General features: G+C 38.9%; 22 protein-coding genes. 19 read left to right on the forward strand and 3 right to left on the reverse strand.

What is annotated here, in order from left to right; genetic code table 11:
• The 3 genes from GLP24_RS03255 to cmoA all read right to left on the reverse strand — a co-directional run bounded on the left by GLP24_RS03255 (position 1) and on the right by cmoA (position 2,615).
• Complete coding sequence (locus GLP24_RS03255) at positions 1-807, reverse strand: ATP-dependent zinc protease family protein (RefSeq protein ID WP_152652893.1); 807 nt, start codon at positions 805-807, stop codon at positions 1-3.
• A gap of 88 nt (positions 808-895) precedes the next feature.
• Positions 896-1,870: a tRNA 5-methoxyuridine(34)/uridine 5-oxyacetic acid(34) synthase CmoB gene (cmoB, locus tag GLP24_RS03260; RefSeq protein WP_152652892.1), complete on the reverse strand. Its 975-nt coding sequence runs from the start codon at positions 1,868-1,870 to the stop codon at positions 896-898.
• A 16-nt stretch (positions 1,871-1,886) separates the two neighbouring features.
• Positions 1,887-2,615 (reverse strand): carboxy-S-adenosyl-L-methionine synthase CmoA, encoded by a 729-nt coding sequence (gene cmoA, locus GLP24_RS03265; RefSeq protein ID WP_101767127.1) that lies wholly within the window; start codon positions 2,613-2,615, stop codon positions 1,887-1,889.
• Positions 2,616-3,404: 789 nt separating this feature from the next.
• Here cmoA and aspS point away from each other — a divergent pair.
• The 19 genes from aspS to nadA all read left to right on the forward strand — a co-directional run bounded on the left by aspS (position 3,405) and on the right by nadA (position 20,253).
• Positions 3,405-5,186 (forward strand): aspartate--tRNA ligase, encoded by a 1,782-nt coding sequence (gene aspS / locus GLP24_RS03270; RefSeq protein ID WP_101767126.1) that lies wholly within the window; start codon positions 3,405-3,407, stop codon positions 5,184-5,186.
• Between the two features lie 199 nt (positions 5,187-5,385).
• Entirely contained in the window at positions 5,386-5,907 is a 522-nt protein-coding gene (gene ruvC / locus GLP24_RS03275) for a crossover junction endodeoxyribonuclease RuvC (RefSeq protein WP_045037304.1), read from the forward strand.
• A 147-nt stretch (positions 5,908-6,054) separates the two neighbouring features.
• Positions 6,055-6,678 (forward strand): Holliday junction branch migration protein RuvA, encoded by a 624-nt coding sequence (gene ruvA / locus GLP24_RS03280; protein ID WP_101767125.1) that lies wholly within the window; start codon positions 6,055-6,057, stop codon positions 6,676-6,678.
• A gap of 27 nt (positions 6,679-6,705) precedes the next feature.
• Positions 6,706-7,722, forward strand: a complete 1,017-nt coding sequence (ruvB, locus tag GLP24_RS03285) for a Holliday junction branch migration DNA helicase RuvB (protein WP_101767124.1) — start codon at positions 6,706-6,708, stop codon at positions 7,720-7,722.
• 948 nt (positions 7,723-8,670) lie between these two features.
• Positions 8,671-10,257: a cytochrome ubiquinol oxidase subunit I gene (cydA, locus tag GLP24_RS03290; protein WP_101767123.1), complete on the forward strand. Its 1,587-nt coding sequence runs from the start codon at positions 8,671-8,673 to the stop codon at positions 10,255-10,257.
• Positions 10,258-10,275: 18 nt separating this feature from the next.
• The gene (cydB, locus tag GLP24_RS03295) at positions 10,276-11,412 is read left to right on the forward strand and encodes a cytochrome d ubiquinol oxidase subunit II (protein ID WP_101767122.1); all 1,137 of its coding nucleotides are present in this window, start codon (positions 10,276-10,278) and stop codon (positions 11,410-11,412) included.
• 14 nt (positions 11,413-11,426) lie between these two features.
• Positions 11,427-11,534: a cytochrome bd-I oxidase subunit CydX gene (cydX, locus tag GLP24_RS03300; protein WP_036795409.1), complete on the forward strand. Its 108-nt coding sequence runs from the start codon at positions 11,427-11,429 to the stop codon at positions 11,532-11,534.
• Positions 11,527-11,829, forward strand: a complete 303-nt coding sequence (locus tag GLP24_RS03305) for a cyd operon YbgE family protein (protein WP_227990233.1) — start codon at positions 11,527-11,529, stop codon at positions 11,827-11,829. Before cydX ends, GLP24_RS03305 begins: the two co-directional genes overlap by 8 nt.
• A gap of 272 nt (positions 11,830-12,101) precedes the next feature.
• Complete coding sequence (ybgC, locus tag GLP24_RS03310) at positions 12,102-12,506, forward strand: tol-pal system-associated acyl-CoA thioesterase (RefSeq protein ID WP_101767120.1); 405 nt, start codon at positions 12,102-12,104, stop codon at positions 12,504-12,506.
• Positions 12,507-13,193: a protein TolQ gene (tolQ, locus tag GLP24_RS03315; RefSeq protein WP_221942685.1), complete on the forward strand. Its 687-nt coding sequence runs from the start codon at positions 12,507-12,509 to the stop codon at positions 13,191-13,193. It abuts the gene before it with no gap.
• Positions 13,194-13,199: 6 nt separating this feature from the next.
• Positions 13,200-13,652: a protein TolR gene (gene tolR / locus GLP24_RS03320; RefSeq protein WP_101767118.1), complete on the forward strand. Its 453-nt coding sequence runs from the start codon at positions 13,200-13,202 to the stop codon at positions 13,650-13,652.
• A 3-nt stretch (positions 13,653-13,655) separates the two neighbouring features.
• Positions 13,656-14,753 (forward strand): cell envelope integrity protein TolA, encoded by a 1,098-nt coding sequence (gene tolA / locus GLP24_RS03325; RefSeq protein WP_232615512.1) that lies wholly within the window; start codon positions 13,656-13,658, stop codon positions 14,751-14,753.
• Between the two features lie 83 nt (positions 14,754-14,836).
• On the forward strand, positions 14,837-16,159 hold the full coding sequence (gene tolB, locus GLP24_RS03330; RefSeq protein WP_101767116.1) for a Tol-Pal system beta propeller repeat protein TolB: 1,323 nt from the start codon (positions 14,837-14,839) through the stop codon (positions 16,157-16,159).
• Between the two features lie 65 nt (positions 16,160-16,224).
• Positions 16,225-16,779: a peptidoglycan-associated lipoprotein Pal gene (gene pal, locus GLP24_RS03335; protein WP_101767115.1), complete on the forward strand. Its 555-nt coding sequence runs from the start codon at positions 16,225-16,227 to the stop codon at positions 16,777-16,779.
• A gap of 21 nt (positions 16,780-16,800) precedes the next feature.
• Positions 16,801-17,529 carry a tol-pal system protein YbgF gene (ybgF, locus tag GLP24_RS03340; protein WP_232615513.1) on the forward strand — a complete coding sequence of 243 codons (729 nt, stop codon included), beginning with the start codon at positions 16,801-16,803 and terminating at the stop codon, positions 17,527-17,529.
• Between the two features lie 238 nt (positions 17,530-17,767).
• Positions 17,768-18,094 (forward strand): hypothetical protein, encoded by a 327-nt coding sequence (locus tag GLP24_RS03345; protein ID WP_101767113.1) that lies wholly within the window; start codon positions 17,768-17,770, stop codon positions 18,092-18,094.
• 16 nt (positions 18,095-18,110) lie between these two features.
• Entirely contained in the window at positions 18,111-18,431 is a 321-nt protein-coding gene (locus GLP24_RS03350) for a hypothetical protein (RefSeq protein ID WP_232615514.1), read from the forward strand.
• A gap of 21 nt (positions 18,432-18,452) precedes the next feature.
• Entirely contained in the window at positions 18,453-18,818 is a 366-nt protein-coding gene (locus GLP24_RS03355; protein WP_101767111.1) for a hypothetical protein, read from the forward strand.
• A gap of 373 nt (positions 18,819-19,191) precedes the next feature.
• Entirely contained in the window at positions 19,192-20,253 is a 1,062-nt protein-coding gene (nadA, locus tag GLP24_RS03360) for a quinolinate synthase NadA (protein WP_232615515.1), read from the forward strand.
• Positions 20,254-20,280: the final 27 nt, after the last annotated feature.

Consider the following 20,280-nt stretch of genomic DNA (forward strand, 5'->3'; position numbering starts at 1 on the left):
TTATTTGTTAACTTGGACTGGCTTTGGCTCAGTCTGTCCTTGTACAAATTGCTTACCTACGTCAACTAGCGCAATATCTTTAAAGAATTCACGTCCAAGTAAAACAGGGAAGTCCATTTTTGTTCTATCTGCTAGCGTAAACTGGGTCTTTTCATGCAAGCTACCTAACGTAATCCATGCTTCGATTACTGGGCGGCGAACCGCATCTTCTGAGGTTGACTGACGAATACGTACCCAACGGAAAATCGGTGCTTCAATGGTTTCTGGTTTTGCTTTGTTATTCGCTGCAATTTCTGTTGGTGTATCAATTGCAGAGTCATGACTTAAATTAAAACGTACCCATTCTTTACCATCGCGTTCAAAGGTTTGTACATCAACGGCATTGAGTGATGATGTTGTCGCACCCGTATCGACCCGTGCTTTAAAATGGCTCTTAACAGAATCAATCCAAACCCATTCTTCTTGTCCTAAAATCACTTTACCATTCGCGATTTTAGAGTCAGTCGCTGGCTGTTCTACGGGAATTCGAATAATTTGTTTTTCAATAATGACTTTAGGTTGAGTTAGGCTCTTGTGCTTAAGAAATTTTATATCTTTTGAGATAGATGCTAATTTTCTTTCAAGTTGGCCTATATATTGTTGTTGCTTTTCAATATGTGTAGAAACGTCATTGATTTTAGTATCAACGTGCGTAGAAACATTATTGATAGCAGCTAAAGTTTGTTGGTGGTTTTTCTCTAGCGTTGCGTTTGAGGTACATCCTGAAAGTATCGCTAGTGCAATTACTGATACGCTAAGACGAAGCATCATATCTCCTATGTGCGTCTGTTTTATATAATAACAACATTAGTTTACATCAAAAAAGGGATGCGCACAGCATCCCTTTTGTCAGTCGTTAGTCAGGATTCCTACCGACTAAGATTGCGCGTCTTGGGGCTGGATATCCTTCGATAGTTTTTGAACTATCATCTTGGTTTAGATATTCTGGTAAGGAATTATTTGTCATCCAATTGGTTGATCGTTGTTCGTCTGTGGTCGTGATATTCTCATCAACAATACGGACATCAACAAAGCCACATTTTTCCATCCAGACTTTTAATGCTTTAGCTGAAGGGAAAAAATACACATTATGCATTTGAGCATAGCGATGTGTTGGTACAAGGACGGTATTTTCATCGCCATCAATGACCAGAGTTTCTAAAATGACTTCGCCACCGGCTCGTAATTGGTTTTTTAATTGCAGAATATGATCTAATGGTGAACGGCGGTGATATAACACCCCCATACTAAACACGGTATCAAACGCTTTTAACTCGGGTAACTGTTCAATGCCTAACGGTAATAAATAGGCGCGATCGTCTTGGCCCATTAAACGTTTAATGGCTTCAAATTGAATTAAGAATAAGCTTGATGGGTCGATACCTACAGTTAATTTTGCCCCTTCACCCAGCATGCGCCACATATGGTAGCCATTACCACAACCGACATCTAATACGCTGCGACCAGTCAATGGTGTTATGTGTGGTAATACACGATCCCATTTCCAGTCAGACCGCCATTCAGTATCAATATGAATATCATGCATATTGAAAGGGCCTTTACGCCATGGATGAAGTAAACGTAAAAGACTCTCTAAACGTTTTTTTTCTCCATCAGCAATCGGCACTTCATTACGTACACTGACTGCATTTTTGAGATCAATAATATCAGGTTTATCGGTAGGGAATTTTTGTAGAGCACGTACCCAACGCGCCATATCTCCATGCTCTTGCTGCTCCCAATCACTTAATTGTTGCGGCAAAGTATTTAACCATGGACGTAAAGTCTCATGTTGAGCGAGAAGCTGATAAAAAGCAGAAAAACTAAACATATTGAAACTGTAAACCTTATTTAATCGCAAACATTGAGCCAAAATTGAAGCATTGAAACCATACTTCAGAGCTAGAAAAACCAATTTCATTGAAACGTTTTTTATGGGTTTCAATACTGTCAGGACGCATCACATTTTCAATCGCATTGCGTTTTTGACTAATTTCTAATTCGCTATAACCATTGGCTCGTTTAAAGTCGTGATGAAGATCGATTAGCAACTCATTTGCACGTTCATCATCAAAAATATATTTTTCCGATAAGATTAATATGCCACCTGGGCGCAGGCCAGCATAGATTTTCTCTAGTAATGAGAGACGATCATCGGGAGATAGAAATTGGAGCGTAAAGTTAAGCACAACCACGGATGCGTCTTGAATCTCAACGTGACGAATATCTGCTTCAATGACTTGCACTGGTGTTTCAGAACGGTAGGCATTCACCAATAAACGGCAACGTTCAACCATTGCTGCTGAATTATCAATCGCGATAATCTCACAGCCTTCCTGATCAATATGACGACGCATCGATAAAGTGGCAGCGCCAAGTGAACAACCAAGATCGTATACTTTCGAATGCGACTTAGCAAAACGTTCAGCGAGCATGCCAATAGCAGAGATGATATTGCTATAACCCGGCACCGAGCGTTGAATCATATCTGGAAAAACTTCAGCAACACGTTCATCAAACGTAAAATCACCCAGTTTTGCAATTGGCGTAGCAAAAATATTATCGTGGCTTGCCATTATCACGAACCTCATCATATATAAAGAACAAGTATCCTACAGGGACTGTGATAGTTGCTTGGATTAAATAGCGACTATCAGGTGATCCATCACCTTTGAAAGGTCGCGTATTGTAGAGAAAATAGCATCATTTGTCTTTAATAATTGTTATTACACTCTTTATCATAACCGTGTTATTTGTTGATTTTGTTGTTGGTGTTGAGGTTTTGCTCAATGGGGTAGAGCCACTGTTATAACTATTATCGAGGGGCCAGTAAAGCAAATAAGGGGTTATCGGCAGGAGCGATGGCATAAAAAATGGTGTTATCTTTTATCGTGCTAAATACGTCTGCATCATGGGCAAGTCGATCGCTATTTTTACACCCTGCATTATATAAATTGTTGACCTAATGGTTGTGTGATCATTGCGTTAAACCTAATCGAATAGGCAAATCATTGCCAGAAGTAGTCGTTGTTATGAATATCTCCAATGATATTGAGATAGATACTTTGCAACTTTAAAGTGTTCATTTGAGAAAAGTATAAATTATCAGGCGTGAAAAAACTGTTAATTATGGTTCCATTTCTGATTGATTGCAGATCATGTGAATAAACGTGCGGTTAACTTCGCAAACTGGGGCTGTTTGGGTATAATAACGTGTTATTTTTCCTCTTGGTTGGCTTGCTATCCAATTTTATGCGTAAATTAGACAGCAAGCAGTCAGGATTGAACCAGTTGTATTTGAGTTGGCAGTGATCTGTGACATAAATACAAGCATGCTAAATAAATATATAGATTGGGAATTTCTTATGCGCACCCATTATTGTGGACACCTAAATAAGTCCTTTGCAGGACAAAAAGTAGATTTATGCGGTTGGGTTAACCGTCGTCGTGATTTGGGCGGTCTTATCTTTATTGATATGCGTGATCGCGAAGGTGTGGTTCAAGTTGTTATTGATCCTGATATGACTGAGATCTTCACACTAGCAAACCAATTACGTAACGAATTTTGTATCCGTTTAAGCGGTGAAGTACGTGAGCGTCCTGAAAGCCAATGTAATAAAGACATGGCGACTGGTGAAGTTGAGATTTTTGCAACTGGCCTTGAGATCATCAACCGTTCAGAAGCGTTACCTCTTGATTTCAATCAAAAGAACTCAGAAGAGCAACGTCTAAAATACCGTTATTTAGATCTTCGTCGTCCAGAAATGAGTGATCGTATCAAGCTACGTGCGAAAGCATCAAGCTTTGTTCGTCGTTTCCTTGATGACAATGCATTCTTAGACATTGAAACACCAGTACTAACAAAAGCGACACCAGAAGGTGCACGTGACTACTTAGTACCAAGTCGTGTACATAAAGGTAAATTCTACGCATTACCACAATCACCACAGCTGTTTAAGCAATTGTTGATGATGTCTGGTTTTGACCGTTACTACCAAATCGTTAAATGTTTCCGTGATGAAGATTTACGTGCTGATCGTCAGCCTGAATTTACTCAAATCGATATTGAAACATCATTCATGTCAGCTGACCAAGTACGTGCAGTGACTGAAAAAATGATCACTGAAATGTGGCAAGAACTACTTAATGTAGATCTAGGCACATTCCCTGTAATGTCATTTCAAGAAGCAGCTCGTCGTTTCGGCTCTGATAAGCCCGATCTACGTAACCCTCTAGAGTTAGTGGATGTTGCGGATATTCTTAAAGATGTTGAGTTCCAAGTGTTCTCTGCTCCTGCAAATGATCCAAAAGGTCGTGTTGCTGTTGTGCGTGTACCTGGTGGCGCATCATTAAGCCGTAAGCAAATTGATGAATACACTAAGTTTGTAGGCATTTATGGTGCTAAAGGCTTAGCATGGATGAAAGTGAACGATCGTGCTGCTGGCATTGAAGGCGTTCAATCTCCAGTGGCTAAGTTCCTAAACGAAGAAATTGTGACGACTTTACTTGAGCGTACTCAAGCTGAATCTGGTGATATCATTTTCTTTGGTGCGGATAGTAAGCGTGTTGTAACTGAAGCAATGGGTGCATTACGTCTTAAAGTTGGTGAAGATCTTGAGCTAACGGATAAGTCAGCTTGGAAACCACTTTGGGTTGTTGATTTCCCAATGTTTGAAGAGAACGAAGATGGTTCATTGTCTGCAATGCACCACCCATTTACTTCACCATTAAACTTAACACCAGAAGAGTTAGCTGCTAACCCTGCTGATGCACTATCAAATGCGTACGATATGGTTATTAATGGTTATGAAGTCGGCGGCGGTTCTGTACGTATTCATAATTCTAAAATGCAATCAACAGTGTTTGATATTTTAGGTATCTCAACTGAAGAGCAACGTTTGAAGTTTGGCTTCCTACTTGATGCATTGAAGTTTGGTACACCACCACACGCAGGCCTTGCATTTGGTCTTGACCGTTTGGTAATGCTACTTTGTGGTACTGATAACATTCGTGATGTTATTGCATTCCCTAAAACAACAGCAGCAGCATGTCTATTGACAGATGCGCCAAGTTTAGCAAACCCAGCGTCATTGGAAGAACTTTCAATTGCCGTTAAGATTGCAAAGAAGAAAATAGATAAAGAATAAGTTAGGTTGTTAAATCAACTGACTTGACGATATTCACTATTATTAATCTTTATTAACAATAGCGAATAACAGGCCGACCCTTAGCAATAAGTGGTCGGCTTATTTTTATGTTTATATCAATGTCGATGTTGAAAGTGGTTGGAATATAATTCGCCATAACAGAAAATTGATATATTAACCAAGTGGTAATATTGGATTCATGTCTATCATTTTAGGTATTGACCCGGGTTCGCGTATTACGGGGTACGGGGTTATTCGACAAGTTGGTCGTAAACTAGAATATTTAGGTAGTGGGTGTATTCGTACATCATGCCCAGATATTCCCGGTCGTTTAAAACAGATTTATGCAGGGGTTTCTGAGGTTATTACTCAATTTCAACCCGACTGTTTTGCGATTGAAGAAGTGTTTATGGGAAAAAACGCCAGTTCTGCGATCAAGCTCGGACAAGCTCGTGGTTGTGCTATTGTCGCAGCGGTGAACGCGGACTTACCTGTGAGTGAATATGCTGCGCGACTAATAAAGCAAGCCGTAGTAGGTAATGGTGGTGCGGATAAAGTGCAAGTACAGCATATGGTGTGCTCAGTATTAAAGCTGGAAGGAAAACCACAAGCCGATGCTGCCGATGCCTTAGCGATTGCTATTTGTCATGCACATACCAATAAAACCTTAATGGCGATGGCGGGTAAAGCGACCAGTGTTCGCCGTGGTCGTTACCGTTAATTTATCGCGTAATAAGCCTTATTGTTATTATATAAAAGCAGCGATGGCTGCTTTTTTTATTGAAGGTGATAGGCATAAAGGGCTGGATATTGATCCAGTAGTTTACTATTCTAGTGCCAGTTTACTTCCTATTATAGAGATGATGTTGTGATTGGCCGACTACGCGGAATTGTGATTGAAAAACAGCCACCAGAAGTACTCCTTGAAGTGGGCGGCATTGGTTATGAAGTTGCTATGCCAATGAGCTGTTTCTATGAGTTACCTGAGTTAGGTCAAGAAGCTATTATATTTACTCACTTTGTCGTGCGTGAAGATGCCCAATTATTGTATGGCTTTAATAAAAAAAATGAGCGTGAATTGTTCCGTGAAGTCATTAAAGCAAATGGCGTCGGACCTAAATTAGGACTAGCAATTTTATCAGCAATGACCGCAAGCCAATTTGTTCGTAGCGTAGAATTAGAAGACGTTACGACACTGGTTAAAATTCCAGGTGTAGGTAAGAAAACCGCAGAACGATTAGTGGTTGAGATGAAAGATCGTCTTAAAGGCTGGGGTGAGGGTGATTTATTCACTGCGGCACTCGACACTGCTGCATCTAATGCTGACATTCAATATCCTGCAAATCAAGCGCGTGCTGAAGATGAAGCGGTGAGTGCATTAGTTGCCTTAGGTTATAAACCACAAGTAGCCGCAAAAGTTGTGGCACAAGTTGCTAAGCCTGATATGACCAGCGAAGCGATTATCCGTGATGCGCTACGTTCAATGGTGTGATCACACATTCTGTAATAGGTATTTATTATGATTGAAGCCGATAGACTGGTTTCTAGTAATTTTGAGACACCTCGCGAAGATGAGATTATTGATCGCGCTATTCGTCCAAAGTTACTCAACGATTATCAAGGTCAAGATCACGTTCGTGATCAAATGGAAATCTTTATTCAAGCGGCGAGATTGCGTAATGAAGCGTTAGATCATTTATTGATTTTTGGCCCACCAGGTTTAGGTAAAACCACATTAGCGAATATTGTTGCTAATGAAATGGGGGTAAGTATTCGTACAACGTCTGGACCGGTGCTTGAAAAAGCGGGTGATTTGGCTGCACTACTGACTAATCTAGAAGAAAACGATGTGTTATTCATTGACGAAATCCATCGTTTAAGTCCACAAGTTGAAGAAATACTGTATCCCGCAATGGAAGATTACCAATTAGATATCATGATTGGTGAAGGTCCAGCTGCGCGTTCGATTAAAATTGATTTGCCGCCTTTTACGTTAATTGGTGCGACGACACGTGCGGGATCATTAACGTCACCATTGCGAGATCGTTTTGGTATTACGCAACGATTAGAATATTACAAAGTTGACGATCTCAAAGACATCGTATGCCGTAGTGCTAATTATCTTGGTTTATCTCTTGAAGAAGACGGTGCGATGGAAATGGCAATGCGTGCCCGTGGTACTCCTCGTATTGCAAACCGATTATTACGTCGCGTAAGAGATTATGCCGAAGTGAAAAGTAATGGTCATATTTGCCCAGAGATCGCCAATAAAGCGCTTGATATGCTTGATGTTGACAGTAGTGGTTTTGATTATATGGACCGTAAATTATTGATGGCAATTATTGATAAGTTTATGGGCGGACCCGTAGGGCTGGATAACCTTGCGGCGGCAATTGGTGAAGAAAAAGATACCATTGAAGATGTACTTGAACCTTATTTAATTCAACAAGGTTTTTTACAGCGCACCCCCCGTGGCCGTATTGCGACGCAACGTGCTTATTTGCATTTTGGACTTGATCTACCAAAAACAAAATAACAATTAAAGAAAAACAAAGAAATAAGAAACGAGATAATAATAGTCTCGTTTTTTTATATCTTTATTTTAGTAATGGGTAAAAAAATAAATATTTAGGAATGATAATGTTATTAAAAATAACATTGATTACTATTTAGCAACGGTTTAATCATTGGGAATAAGCATAAAAACATGGATTTCTATCTAAACCTTATCTAAATTTAATAGGTGTCATTACATTAGTGCGGTATTTTTTTCTAAAATATTCACTCATAATTAAAATCTATTTAATACAAAATGATCGGCAGGGAAGATTAGATTAATAAATAGTAGCTAATTAGATATTAACTGTTTGTTTTATAATGATTTTGTGTGTTTTTGAGGCTAACGCTTGATCTGAATGTTATTATCATAGCTGCTGTTTTGTTATTCTTTATAGGTATATAATTATTCACAGACGGAATTATGTAATTGATTGTTTAATAATGATTTTTAATCATAGCGAAGTGAAAAGATAGCGAGATGTTTATCGTTTTATTATGAATAAATGAGAATGGGTTATATTGTAATGTATCAATATTAAAGACAGATATTAAAAATAGAAACAGAGTAAATTTTAATTCAACGCTAAAAAGTGCAATATTTATTGATATGGATCATGTTTGGTGTTGTCGATGTCTTGCGGTGGTATTTTGTTTGATAAATATCAAAGCAAAACTATTAATAAATACTTTGAAGATTATTGCTGATATCTGTAATATTAGCCTGGAATTTATTAGCTGTAGAATAACAGTAAAACAATATTTTTGGTACAAAACCGCAACAATAGGATGGACGCCATTATCATCATGGTAAATGCGATCAGGAAGATCACTAATATTGCGGTTTGTTATCTACGATTGGCTAAACCCAATAATCGGTACACTGTGTAGTACTTCACCAGTCAGCTGGTGAAAAAAGGAGTTATCAATGTTAACTGATGTCGTCGAACTATCGCGGTTACAGTTCGCTTTTACAGCGATGTATCACTTTTTGTTCGTTCCCCTGACTCTAGGTATGGCTTTTTTACTTGCCATCATGGAATCAGTTTATGTTATGACAGGCAAGCAAATCTACAAGGACATGACAAAGTTCTGGGGTAAGCTTTTCGCGATTAACTTTGCACTGGGTGTGGCAACTGGCCTATCCATGGAATTCCAGTTTGGTACAAACTGGGCTTATTATTCTCATTATGTTGGTGATATTTTCGGTGCGCCGTTAGCAATCGAAGCACTGATGGCGTTTTTCCTTGAATCCACTTTAGTCGGTATGTTCTTTTTTGGCTGGGATCGTCTATCAAAACGTCAACACCTTACAGTGACGTGGTTTGTTGCATTAGCTTCTAACTTCTCTGCATTGTGGATCTTAATTGCCAATGGCTGGATGCAAAACCCTGTAGGCGCGGATTTCAATTATGAAACCATGCGTATGGAAATGGTGAGCTTCTCTGAAGTTATCTTTAACCCTGTTGCTCAGGTTAAATTTGTTCACACAGTTGCATCTGGTTATGTTTGTGGTGCGATGTTTATTCTTGGCGTAAGTTCATACTACATGCTAAGAGGGCGTGATATTGCCTTTGCTCGTCGTTCATTTGCAATCGCTGCTGCTTTTGGTCTTGCATCAATCGTTTCAGTAATGATTTTGGGTGATGAATCTGGTTATGAACTCGGTGATGTTCAAAAAACAAAATTAGCAGCAATTGAAGCAGAGTGGCATACCGAACCGGCTCCTGCAGCCTTTACCGCTTTTGGTTTCCCTAATCAAGATACGATGGAAACAGAGTACGCGATCAAGATCCCATACTTAATGGGTATTATCGCTACACGTTCGCTTGATACTCAAGTATTAGGTATTCGCGATCTGAAAAAACAGCATGCAGTACGTATCCGTAATGGTATGGTTGCATATGGTTTGCTTGAAAAATTGCGTGAAGGTAAAAGAACACCAGCAAATGTTGCAGCATTTAATGAAGTCAAAGGCGACTTAGGTTATGGCCTATTGTTGAAGCCTTATACTGATAAAGTTGTTGATGCGACACCAGAGCAAATTCAAAAAGCCGTTGATGACTCAATTCCACGTGTATGGCCGCTATTCTTTAGCTTCCGTATTATGGTGGGTGCAGGCTTCTTAATGTTTGCCATTATTGGTGCTGCATTTGTACAGTCTTGCCGTCATAAAATCACGGGTAATAAGTGGGTACTTAAAGCCGCATTGATTGGTATGCCATTACCGTGGATTGCGATTGAAGCAGGTTGGTTTGTTGCCGAATATGGTCGTCAACCATGGGCTGTTGGTGAAATACTGCCTGTACATATGGCCGCATCCAACCTTGAACCCTCACAATTATGGTTCTCGTTAGCTGCAATTATCGGACTTTATACTTTGTTCTTGATTGCTGAAGTGTACTTGATGCTTAAGTTTGCACGTTTAGGTCCAAGTAGCTTGAAGACAGGCCGTTATCATTTTGAGCAAAAAGATACAGCACAAGATGTGGTTTCACGTCAGGTTGAAGTGTAAGCAGGGAGAAACAGAATAATGTTTGATTATGAAAGCTTGCGAATCATTTGGTGGGTACTAATTGGTGTGTTGTGCATCGGTTTTGCAATCACAGATGGTTTTGATATGGGCGTAGGTATGCTGTCTCCAATTATTGGTAAGACAGATGGCGAACGTCGTGTAATGATTAACTCAATTGCACCACACTGGGATGGTAACCAAGTTTGGTTGATCACCGCTGGTGGTGCGTTATTTGCGGCATGGCCATTAGTTTACGCAACGGTATTCTCTGGTTTTTATGTGGCAATGATTATAACGTTAGCGTCACTATGGTTACGTCCATTAGGTTTCGATTATCGTTCTAAGCTAACTGATCCAAAATGGCGTGGTTTATGGGATAAAGCAATCTTCGTTGGTAGCTTTGTTCCACCGCTTATTTTTGGTGTTGCTTTTGGTAACCTTATGCAAGGCGTACCGTTTGAAATAAACGAATTTATGATGACGACGTATACTGGCTCATTCTTTGGTTTATTGAATCCGTTTGCATTACTTTGTGGTGTTGTTAGCGTATTAATGGTTATTACCCAAGGCGCAACATTCCTACAGATGAAAACAACCGATGCTATTCATACTCGTGCCCGTAATGTTGCTGCAATTTCAGCAATATTGATGGCCGTTGTATTTATTATTGCGGGTTTTGTCTCTCAAGGTATTAACGGTTATGTGATTACATCGCAAGTATTGCCAAATGTAGCCTCAGATCCATTAACGAAAGATGTTGTTCGTCAAGTGGGTGCGTTGTTTATTAATTACCATAACTACCCAGTATTGTGGATTGCACCAATACTTGCAGTGGCGATGCCATTACTAACAGCATTATGCTCACGTGCTGAACGTGCAGGTTTTGCGTTCTTGTTCTCAAGCTTAACGGTTGTTGGTGTGGTATTAACATTTGGTTTTGCAACATTCCCATTTATTATGCCTTCAAGCTTAGATCCTAATGTAAGTTTGACTATTTGGGATGCAACATCATCTGAATACACATTGAAGATTATGACCGTGGTAGCATTTGTTATGGTACCTGTAATCTTGGTGTACACCTCATGGTGTTACTACAAAATGTTTGGTCGTCTTGATACTAAATATATCGAAGACAACAAGACTTCACTGTACTAAGGAGTAGACGAACTATGTGGTATTTCGCTTGGATTCTAGGTGTTTTACTGGCTTGTTCATTCGGTATTGTCAATGCGTTATGGCTTGAAACGACTGAAAATATGGATAAAGACAGTGAGTAAGATAGATCGTGCGGTTAAGCTACTTCATGCACCATTGAATGTGTTGCCTCTTAAATTATTAGCAGTAGTAATAGCATTGACTATTACAGGGCTATTAATGTGGGAGCCTCAACAATTTGCCAAAGATATTGGTGGATTTAGTGTAGGACTAGCGCCGCTGATGATTTGGGCAACCTGTAGTGCGATAGTATTTGGTATGGGTTTTGTTCCTCATCGGTGGTATTTTCAGGTGTTATTTACACCTTATATCGCACTGCCTATATTGCTGTATATTCTCGGGTTACGCTTCTTATAACGTTTAACCTGTAGTCATAAAAAAGCCTGTTACCATAATGGAAGCAGGCTTTTTTTATGGGATGAAATTATCGTGATCATGAGCAATTTTTTTGCTGCATGATAACTGAACAGAATTGTAATTTGATTGTCAGAACTTACGGACAAATTTCATTTTTTAGTTAAATGCACTTATCTATTAGTGTCATGGTAACTATCTGTGGATGACTTAGGGTATAGTAGTATTAAGCGTGATTGTTAGCATCGTGGAGACATGGTGGTTATGGATACTAAATGAAAGAACAAGATATTTTTAAATGGCCAATTACCATTTATTATGAAGATACTGATGTAGGCGGGGTGGTATATCACGCTAATTACCTAAAGTTTTTTGAGCGAGCTCGAACTGAATTATTGCGTTATATTGGCTTAAACCAACAGCAATTATTTGCGGATAATATGAGTTTTGTTGTACGTAGTATGAATATTGATTTTATTCGTGGTGCAAAGCTAGATGATCAACTTATTGTTAATACAACCATTCAAAATGTACGTCGCGCATCAATAGAATTTAACCAAGAATTGGTTGATGATCATAATGTGGTATTTTGCCGCGCTATAGTGAAAATTGCCTGCGTTAATCCAACTATCATGAAACCCATCGCATTACCTGCACAATTAAAGCCGGAGATAAATTAGGTGAACTCAGAACTAACCATTTTAGACCTTTTTTTACAAGCAAGTTTGTTGGTAAAACTGGTTATGCTTATTTTACTTGGAATGTCGATTGCTTCTTGGGCAATGATCATTAAGCGCTCACAAGTTTTAAACCGTGCTGAACGTAACGCCAGTCAATTTGAAGACAGATTCTGGTCTGGTGTTGATCTTTCACAGCTTTATCAAGAAGTTCAAGAACGTAAAGATGATCTCTCAGGTTCTGAGCGGATTTTCTATTCAGGTTTTAAAGAGTTTGCACGTTTACATCGTAGTAATGGCAGTGTACCTGAAGCGGTAATGGAAGGTACTGGACGTGCTATGCGGGTTTCATTATCAAAAGAAGTTGATGAACTAGAAACTAACTTGCCGTTTCTTGCGACTGTTGGTTCTATCAGCCCTTACATCGGCCTTTTTGGTACAGTATGGGGCATTATGACGGCATTTATTGCACTTGGTGCTGTAAAACAAGCAACATTAGCGATGGTTGCACCAGGTATTGCTGAAGCATTGGTTGCGACCGCGATGGGTCTTTTCGCTGCGATTCCTGCAGTGATGTTTTATAATAGCCTTACTAATAAAGTAACTAAACTTGAACATACTTACGCCACTTTTATGGAGGAGTTTTCAAGTATTTTACACCGCCAGGCATTTGCAGCGAATCAGGAGTAATAAGCAATGGCTTATCAACCGAAGAAACGCAAAATAACGGCAGAGATTAACGTCGTTCCTTATATTGATGTAATGTTGGTTTTATTAATTATCTTCATGGTGACAGCACCGTTTGTAAGCCAAGGTGTCGATGTTGATTTACCTAAGACGCAAACAGCTGAAACCGTTGCAGATATGAATCCTGATTCTAATACACCACCTATTATTGTCGAAGTTGATAAAGATGGCCACTTAGGGGTGAGCATTAATAATGCAGAGATGGCACACGACCTTAGTCTTGATGAATTAGTCGCTCGAGTAAAAGCAGAGCTTGCGGCGAATCCTAAAACATTGGTTATGGTGGGGGGGGATGGACGCACACCTTATTCAAATATTGTAGAAACTTTGGATGCGTTAAGCCATGCTGGTGTTGGATCTGTAGGTTTAATGACGGATCCTCTCGATAAGCCTGGAAATTAAGGCATGAAAAAGAGTAATTATTCGACATCAGTTATTATATCCGTACTTGTACATGTATTATTTATTGTGCTGTTATTGTGGGGCGCTGATTTTACCTTTGAGAAAAAACAAGCGGTAGGAAATACCATTCAAGCGACAATGATTGATCCTGCAATATTGAATCAACAAGCTCAGCAAATTCGTCAGCAACGCCAAGCCGCTAAAAATGCTGAGTTGGCCCGTCAAGCTCGTTTACAACAACAAACCGCTGCACTTGAAGCACAACGCAAAACTGATGCCGAGCGGATCCGTCAGCTGAAAGAAGATAAGCTAACAGCAGAAAAAGCAACTCGTGAAGCTAAAAAACGACAACAAGTACAGCAGCAACAGGCTATAGAAGCCAGAGCAAAGGCCGATGCTCAAGCGAAGGCAGACGTTAAAGCGAAGGCAGACGCCAAAGCGAAGGCAGACGCTAAAGCAAAGGCCGATGCTCAAGCGAAGGCAGACGTTAAAGCGAAGGCAGACGCCAAAGCGAAGGCAGACGCTAAAGCAAAGGCCGATGCTAAAGTGAAGGCAGACGCTAAAGCAAAGGCCGATGCTAAAGTGAAGGCCGATGCTAAAGCGAAGGCAGACGCTAAAGCGAAGGCAGACGCTAAAGCGAAGGCAGACGCTAAAGCGAAGGCAGACGCTAAAGCGAAAGCAGATGCTCAAGCAAAGGCAGATGCTAAAGCGAAGGCAGACGCTAAAGCGAAGGCAGATGCTCAAGCTAAACAAGATGCAGCATTAAATGATATGCTTTCAGGATTAGAAGCTGAAAATGAGCAACGTGATGGTGTGAAAGACCAGCATATTGATGATGAAATTGCTAAGTATAGCTCGATGTTTAAAGGACTGATCCAACAAAATTTATTGGTCGATCAAAGCCTTAAAGGTCAGAAATGTAAGCTAAGATTACGTTTGGCAGCTAATGGTTTAGTGTTGAATGTCTCACAGTTAGCCGGTAATGACACCCTTTGCCGTGCTGCTAAATCAGCGGTGTTACAAGTGGATGTGTTTCCTATGCCAGATGACCCAAATGTGGTTAAACAATTACGGGAAATCAACTTAACGGTTAGTCCGTAGATTATTCGTAGAACTTGTGAATACTGACTTTATTTTTTGCCGTAAGAGTGATTGCGGCTTTTGTAACTATTAAGGAGCGATTGATGAAACGTTGGATGATAGGCGTATTTTTTGCCTTACTAAGCGTTAGCCAATTTGCACATGCTGCACTTGATTTAGTCATCACTGATGGTGTTGATTCCGCCCGCCCAATAGGAATAGTACCTTTTGAGTGGCAAGGTCAAAATAAATTACCTACCGATATATCAGCTGTCATTGCTTCTGATTTGCAGCGAAGTGGCAAATTTAGTCCAATAGCGAATAATAAATTACCACAACGCCCTTATAATGAAAGTCAAATTAATTACAGTGCATGGACTAAGTTAGGGGTTGATGCAGTTGTAACTGGCAGTATTACTCAAAATGCAGAAGGTAATTATGTTATTAATTATCAACTGGTTGATATAGTTAAAGGTAAACTAAATAGTGATGCGCAAGGTACTGCGAGTGATTACTTACTGTTAAATAACCGTGCGGTCGTAAAACCGAATCGGATGCGTCAATATGCACATCGTATTTCAGACATGATCTATCAAAAATTGACGGGTCAACGAGGTGCATTTTTAACTCGAATAGCTTATGTCGATGATAATCAGGGCGCACAATTTCCGTATCAATTGCGTGTGGCTGATTATGATGGTTATAACGAGCGTGTAGTTTTAAAATCAAAGCAGCCGTTAATGTCACCCGCTTGGTCGCCTGATGGCAGTAAGTTAGCGTATGTAAGCTTTGAAAATGGTAAAGCTGAAATTTTTGTACTGGATATTTATAAAGGTACGCGTGAATTAATTTCTAATTATCCTCGTCATAATGGTTCACCACAATTTTCACCAGACGGTACAAAATTGGCAATGGTATTATCAAAAACGGGTAGTTTACAGATTTATATTAAAGATCTTAAAACAAAGCAATTACGCCAGATAACCCATGGTCGCGCTAATAATACGGAAGAAGTTTGGACGCCCGATGGAAAATCTATGTATTTCACGTCAGATCGTGGTGGTCGTCCACAAATTTATCATCTTGATTTAGCGACAGGTGAGACTCAACGTGTAACATGGCAAGGCAGCCAAAATATGGGGGCTCAAATTACCCCTGATGGCCGTTTTTTAGTGATGGTGAATCGTTCAAATAGTGGTTACAACATCGCTAAGCAAGATTTAAAAAGTGGCGCTGTTCAGATATTAACAAAAGCAAATTTAGCTGAATCACCAAGCATTGCCCCTAATGGCAGTATGATTATTTATAGCTCAGCACAAAATAATAGTTATGAATTGTCTCTAGTGTCTATTGACGGTCGATTCCAAGCGCGTTTACCATCGACAAGTAAACGAGTACGAGCACCTGCTTGGGGTCCATTCCTATAATAGGATTATAGAACAATAATATATCCAATTAATGGGTATTACTGAATGATGAAGGATGAAAATAGATGCAATTTAACCGAATTTTAAAAGGCTTAGCCATTGCGTTACCAATGATGACATTGGCAGCATGTAGTTCAACAGATAGTACTGGCAGCTCTACCGCGTCTCAAAACCAGAATGGTAATGTTGGTATTAATAGTGGTCTTGGCCAAACAACAATCTCTACGCCGATTGATCAAAGTGGATCGATGACTGAGCAACAATTGCATGAGCAACAAATGAAAAAGTTGCGTCAAGAAGAGCAAACAGTCTTTTTTAAATTTGATAACGCTGAAATTCAACCTGCGTATCAAAACATGTTAGAGGCTCACGCAGAATATTTACGTAATCATCCTAATACCAAGGTTGTTGTTCAAGGTCATGCTGATGAGCGCGGTACGCCTGAATATAACATTGCGTTAGGTGAGCGTCGTGCTACCGCTGTATCTCAATACCTGCAAGCATTAGGTGTGTCGGCTAATCAAATGTCGATTGTAAGTTATGGTGAAGAAAAACCATTATTATTTGGACATACGGATGCTGATTACGCGAAGAATCGTCGTGCAGTGATCGTTTATTAATTAAGATTTAGGTTGATAATTATGAACAGTAACAAAATAATGCGTCAGTTTGCATTAGTGTTGCTGGTTGGTGCGGCGACCCAAGTGGTCGCCGCGCCTGCTTCAGCAGCTAATTTACAAACATTAGAACGTATGCTTGAAGCTCAAGGGCAATCACAATTGCAAGTTCAACGTCAGCTAGATCAAATGTCGGCTGATATTGATAATATTCGTGGCAAAGTAGAACGTAATAGTTACGATATTAAGCAGATGAAAGAGCGTCAACGACAGCTGTACAATGATGTTGATCAGTTAAGTCGCCAACCAGTAAAAGCAACGCCAGCAGTTAAAGCGGTAAGTCACACATCAGTAGAAACATATTCTAAAAATATGAATGAGAATGATGCGTATCAAAATGCAGTAAATTTAATTTTGAAAAAGAAAGATTATCAAGGGGCGACTCAAGCATTTGAATCTTTCTTAATCACTTATCCTGAGTCAGTATACAGGCCTAATGCAAGTTATTGGCTTGGTCAGCTTCATTTCGCTCAAAATGATTTAGTTCAAGCGGCAAAGAATTTTGCAGTTGTTGTGAGCATTAAAGATTCAAGCAAGCGTGCAAATGCATTATTAAAACTGGGTGTTATTGCTGAGCGAGGTAATGATACCGTTAAAGCAATGTCTTACTACACTCAAGTTGAGAAGGAATATCCGAACTCGACCAGTGCTAAGCAAGCACAGTCTGCGTTATTGAAGTTATCAAAGCACTAGACTTATTGTTATTAATCTATTTAAACCTGCATTTATGTGGGTTTTTTTTGCTATTTATTTGTTATTGGCTAGGTATTATTCTTTTTTAGCCTATTAATAATAACTGTATTAAAATGATTTTTATCTAACATAAACTATCATGGAATTTACTATTTTTTTTGGTATTATTTGCTGTTGTTAAATAAATCAGTAAATTTTACTAAATGTAATACTAATACTATGGATAGCTGGAGTTGTTTTGCTAAGTCAAAAAAAAATATTATGTTACTCATTAATTTCCATTTCAGGTTGGTTGTTTGCCGCTTATTTAATATTTATCCATTTAAATAATGATCGTGATTTTATTAATGATAAAATTACGGTAAATGCTTATAATATTGTTTCTCAATCTCTGCAAAATAAAAAATCAGATCAAGAAATTATTGAACAAATACAATTCTGGTTTGCAAATGACTGGACGGCTCAAACAGGATCTGTAACGACTATTTGTGATAATGATCGTGACAAATTGAAGCAAATTCTTTCTGATTCTGCCATTGTAACAATATGCCGTTTGCGTATATAGCTACCAAGGTTATTCTATGAATAAAATAATATCGGTATTCTTAGTATTATTGGCTTTTTCTGGTTGGATTACTGGTGGTGTATTGATTTATGGTGTTAACATAAATCGTGATTATGCCACTAAAATGGCTGGTGAGAATGCGTTTAATATTATTGAGCAATCATTACATAATGATCATTCAGAAGCAGTGATTTTAGCAAATATAGAATTATGGAAACAAGATGGTTGGACTGCACAAATAGGTTCAATTATTACCTTATGTCAAAGTGATCCTCAACGATTCCAGCAGTGGGTTAGTGTGAAGAATATACCTCAAATTTGTAAAGAGGCTAAATAGGTTAAATATATGGAGCTCTTTATGATTGTGATATTTGTTTTCTTTTGTATTATGACGGTTGTTTCTTATGTCTATTTATTAATGTCTTTTGAGAATAAAGAAAAACGACTTTCTTTTGATGACAAGACGAAAACTGTTTTTTGTGATGGACACAAAGTAATTTCAGTGCGTGATGGCAGTGGTAATTATCGCTTTATAAAGTATATATTTGAACATATCGATAAGCCTATTTCTGTTACAGATCTTGAAACAAATGTGTTTTTTGGCCAAAACGTAAATATAGTGAAAGTATTAAGTAATACTCATTTACCCAAAGAGATTATTAATACGTTTTTTTGTGTTTCAAAAAATAGCCTGATATTTAAAAATAAAGCCTTTCTCAAATGAGAAAGGCTTTTCGGCTTAATTTATAATTGTATGCCGTAAGGGCTAGCTTGATGATAGTTATAGACCTTCACCAATGTCTCACCTCTTCTACAGGTAGTTAAATCGTTGCAATAAAGCGATAAGATATTATTTAATATAGTGACCTTTAAAACTGTGACGTATATCAATAATATTTTTTCTGAGATGTTCTCAGAGGATTCTCAGAATAAAATTAATAAATTTTCACTTTTATATATGTTTTTTAGAAATATAATGCGCACAAATGGTGTTTTATATGTCTGTGATGTTATGGCTATGTTAGTTAATGATGATATTTAAAAAATCATGCGTATAATGATCAAACACGTAAGGAATGCTGACGAGCAAATGAATAATGAATATTACATTTGATCCATCGGAAATGATCTATCCGTTTCCAGCCAAACCTGCCGCTTTATCGGATAATGAAAAGCAGGTTTACATTAAAGAAATCCAACAACTACTAAAGAACAATAATGCCGTACTAATAGCTCACTATTATACTGATCCCGAGATTCAGGCTCTCGCTGAAGCGACGGGAGGTTTTGTTGGTGATTCACTTGAAATGGCGCGCTTTGGTAATCAACATTCAGCAACAACATTGATTGTTTGTGGCGTCCGATTTATGGGCGAATCTGCAAAAATATTAACCCCTGAAAAAACAGTCTTAATGCCAAGATTAGAGGCTGAATGTTCGCTCGATCTTGGTTGTCCTGTTGATGCGTTTACTGAGTTTTGTGATCAGCATCCTGATCATACGGTTGTGGTTTATGCAAATACATCAGCCGCTGTTAAAGCCCGCGCTGATTGGGTGGTAACATCGAGTATCGCGTTAGAAATCATTGATCACTTAGATAGTGAAGGGCATAAAATTATTTGGGGTCCAGATCGCCATCTAGGTGGTTATATTCAAAAACAAACTGGCGCTGAGATGCTATTGTGGCAAGGGGAGTGTATTGTGCATGATGAGTTCTCAGCACAAGCCCTAAAACAGATGAAGCACCTACACCCTGATGCTGCTATTTTGGTGCATCCAGAGTCACCTGCCAGTGTGGTTGCATTAGCTGATGCTGTTGGCTCAACCAGTCAATTAATAAAAGCCGCAACAACATTACCACAGACCAAATTAATTGTGGCAACCGATAAAGGTATCTTCTTTAAGATGCAACAAATGGTGCCCAATAAAGAATTAATTGAAGCACCGACTGCAGGTGCAGGCGCAACGTGTCGCAGTTGTGCACATTGTCCGTGGATGGCAATGAATGGCTTAAAAGCTATTTATACAGCCTTGGCTGAAGGTGGCTCGCAACATGAAATTTTTGTTGATGAAGCCATTCGTGTGAAATCACTTATTCCACTCAACAGAATGTTAGCGTTTGCCGCCGATTTACAATTGCAAGTAAAGGGTAATGCGTAAGTAGTTACTTACTTAATTAAAACGAAC

This window comes from Photobacterium carnosum (genome assembly GCF_021236965.1).
GTDB classification, from domain to species: Bacteria; Pseudomonadota; Gammaproteobacteria; order Enterobacterales; family Vibrionaceae; genus Photobacterium; species Photobacterium carnosum.

Coding starts and splice junctions, on each gene's coding strand:
- cmoB (WP_152652892.1), bottom strand. CDS start 1,870: ATGTTTAGTTTTTCTGCTTTTTATCAGCTTCTCGCTCAACATGAGACT.
- ybgC (WP_101767120.1), top strand. CDS start 12,102: ATGAAAGAACAAGATATTTTTAAATGGCCAATTACCATTTATTATGAA.
- cydB (WP_101767122.1), top strand. CDS start 10,276: ATGTTTGATTATGAAAGCTTGCGAATCATTTGGTGGGTACTAATTGGT.
- ybgF (WP_232615513.1), top strand. CDS start 16,801: ATGAACAGTAACAAAATAATGCGTCAGTTTGCATTAGTGTTGCTGGTT.
- pal (WP_101767115.1), top strand. CDS start 16,225: ATGCAATTTAACCGAATTTTAAAAGGCTTAGCCATTGCGTTACCAATG.
- cmoA (WP_101767127.1), bottom strand. CDS start 2,615: ATGGCAAGCCACGATAATATTTTTGCTACGCCAATTGCAAAACTGGGT.
- aspS (WP_101767126.1), top strand. CDS start 3,405: ATGCGCACCCATTATTGTGGACACCTAAATAAGTCCTTTGCAGGACAA.
- GLP24_RS03350 (WP_232615514.1), top strand. CDS start 18,111: ATGAATAAAATAATATCGGTATTCTTAGTATTATTGGCTTTTTCTGGT.
- tolR (WP_101767118.1), top strand. CDS start 13,200: ATGGCTTATCAACCGAAGAAACGCAAAATAACGGCAGAGATTAACGTC.
- tolB (WP_101767116.1), top strand. CDS start 14,837: ATGAAACGTTGGATGATAGGCGTATTTTTTGCCTTACTAAGCGTTAGC.
- GLP24_RS03355 (WP_101767111.1), top strand. CDS start 18,453: ATGATTGTGATATTTGTTTTCTTTTGTATTATGACGGTTGTTTCTTAT.
- cydX (WP_036795409.1), top strand. CDS start 11,427: ATGTGGTATTTCGCTTGGATTCTAGGTGTTTTACTGGCTTGTTCATTC.
- ruvC (WP_045037304.1), top strand. CDS start 5,386: ATGTCTATCATTTTAGGTATTGACCCGGGTTCGCGTATTACGGGGTAC.
- tolA (WP_232615512.1), top strand. CDS start 13,656: ATGAAAAAGAGTAATTATTCGACATCAGTTATTATATCCGTACTTGTA.
- GLP24_RS03255 (WP_152652893.1), bottom strand. CDS start 807: ATGCTTCGTCTTAGCGTATCAGTAATTGCACTAGCGATACTTTCAGGA.
- nadA (WP_232615515.1), top strand. CDS start 19,192: ATGAATATTACATTTGATCCATCGGAAATGATCTATCCGTTTCCAGCC.
- cydA (WP_101767123.1), top strand. CDS start 8,671: ATGTTAACTGATGTCGTCGAACTATCGCGGTTACAGTTCGCTTTTACA.
- ruvB (WP_101767124.1), top strand. CDS start 6,706: ATGATTGAAGCCGATAGACTGGTTTCTAGTAATTTTGAGACACCTCGC.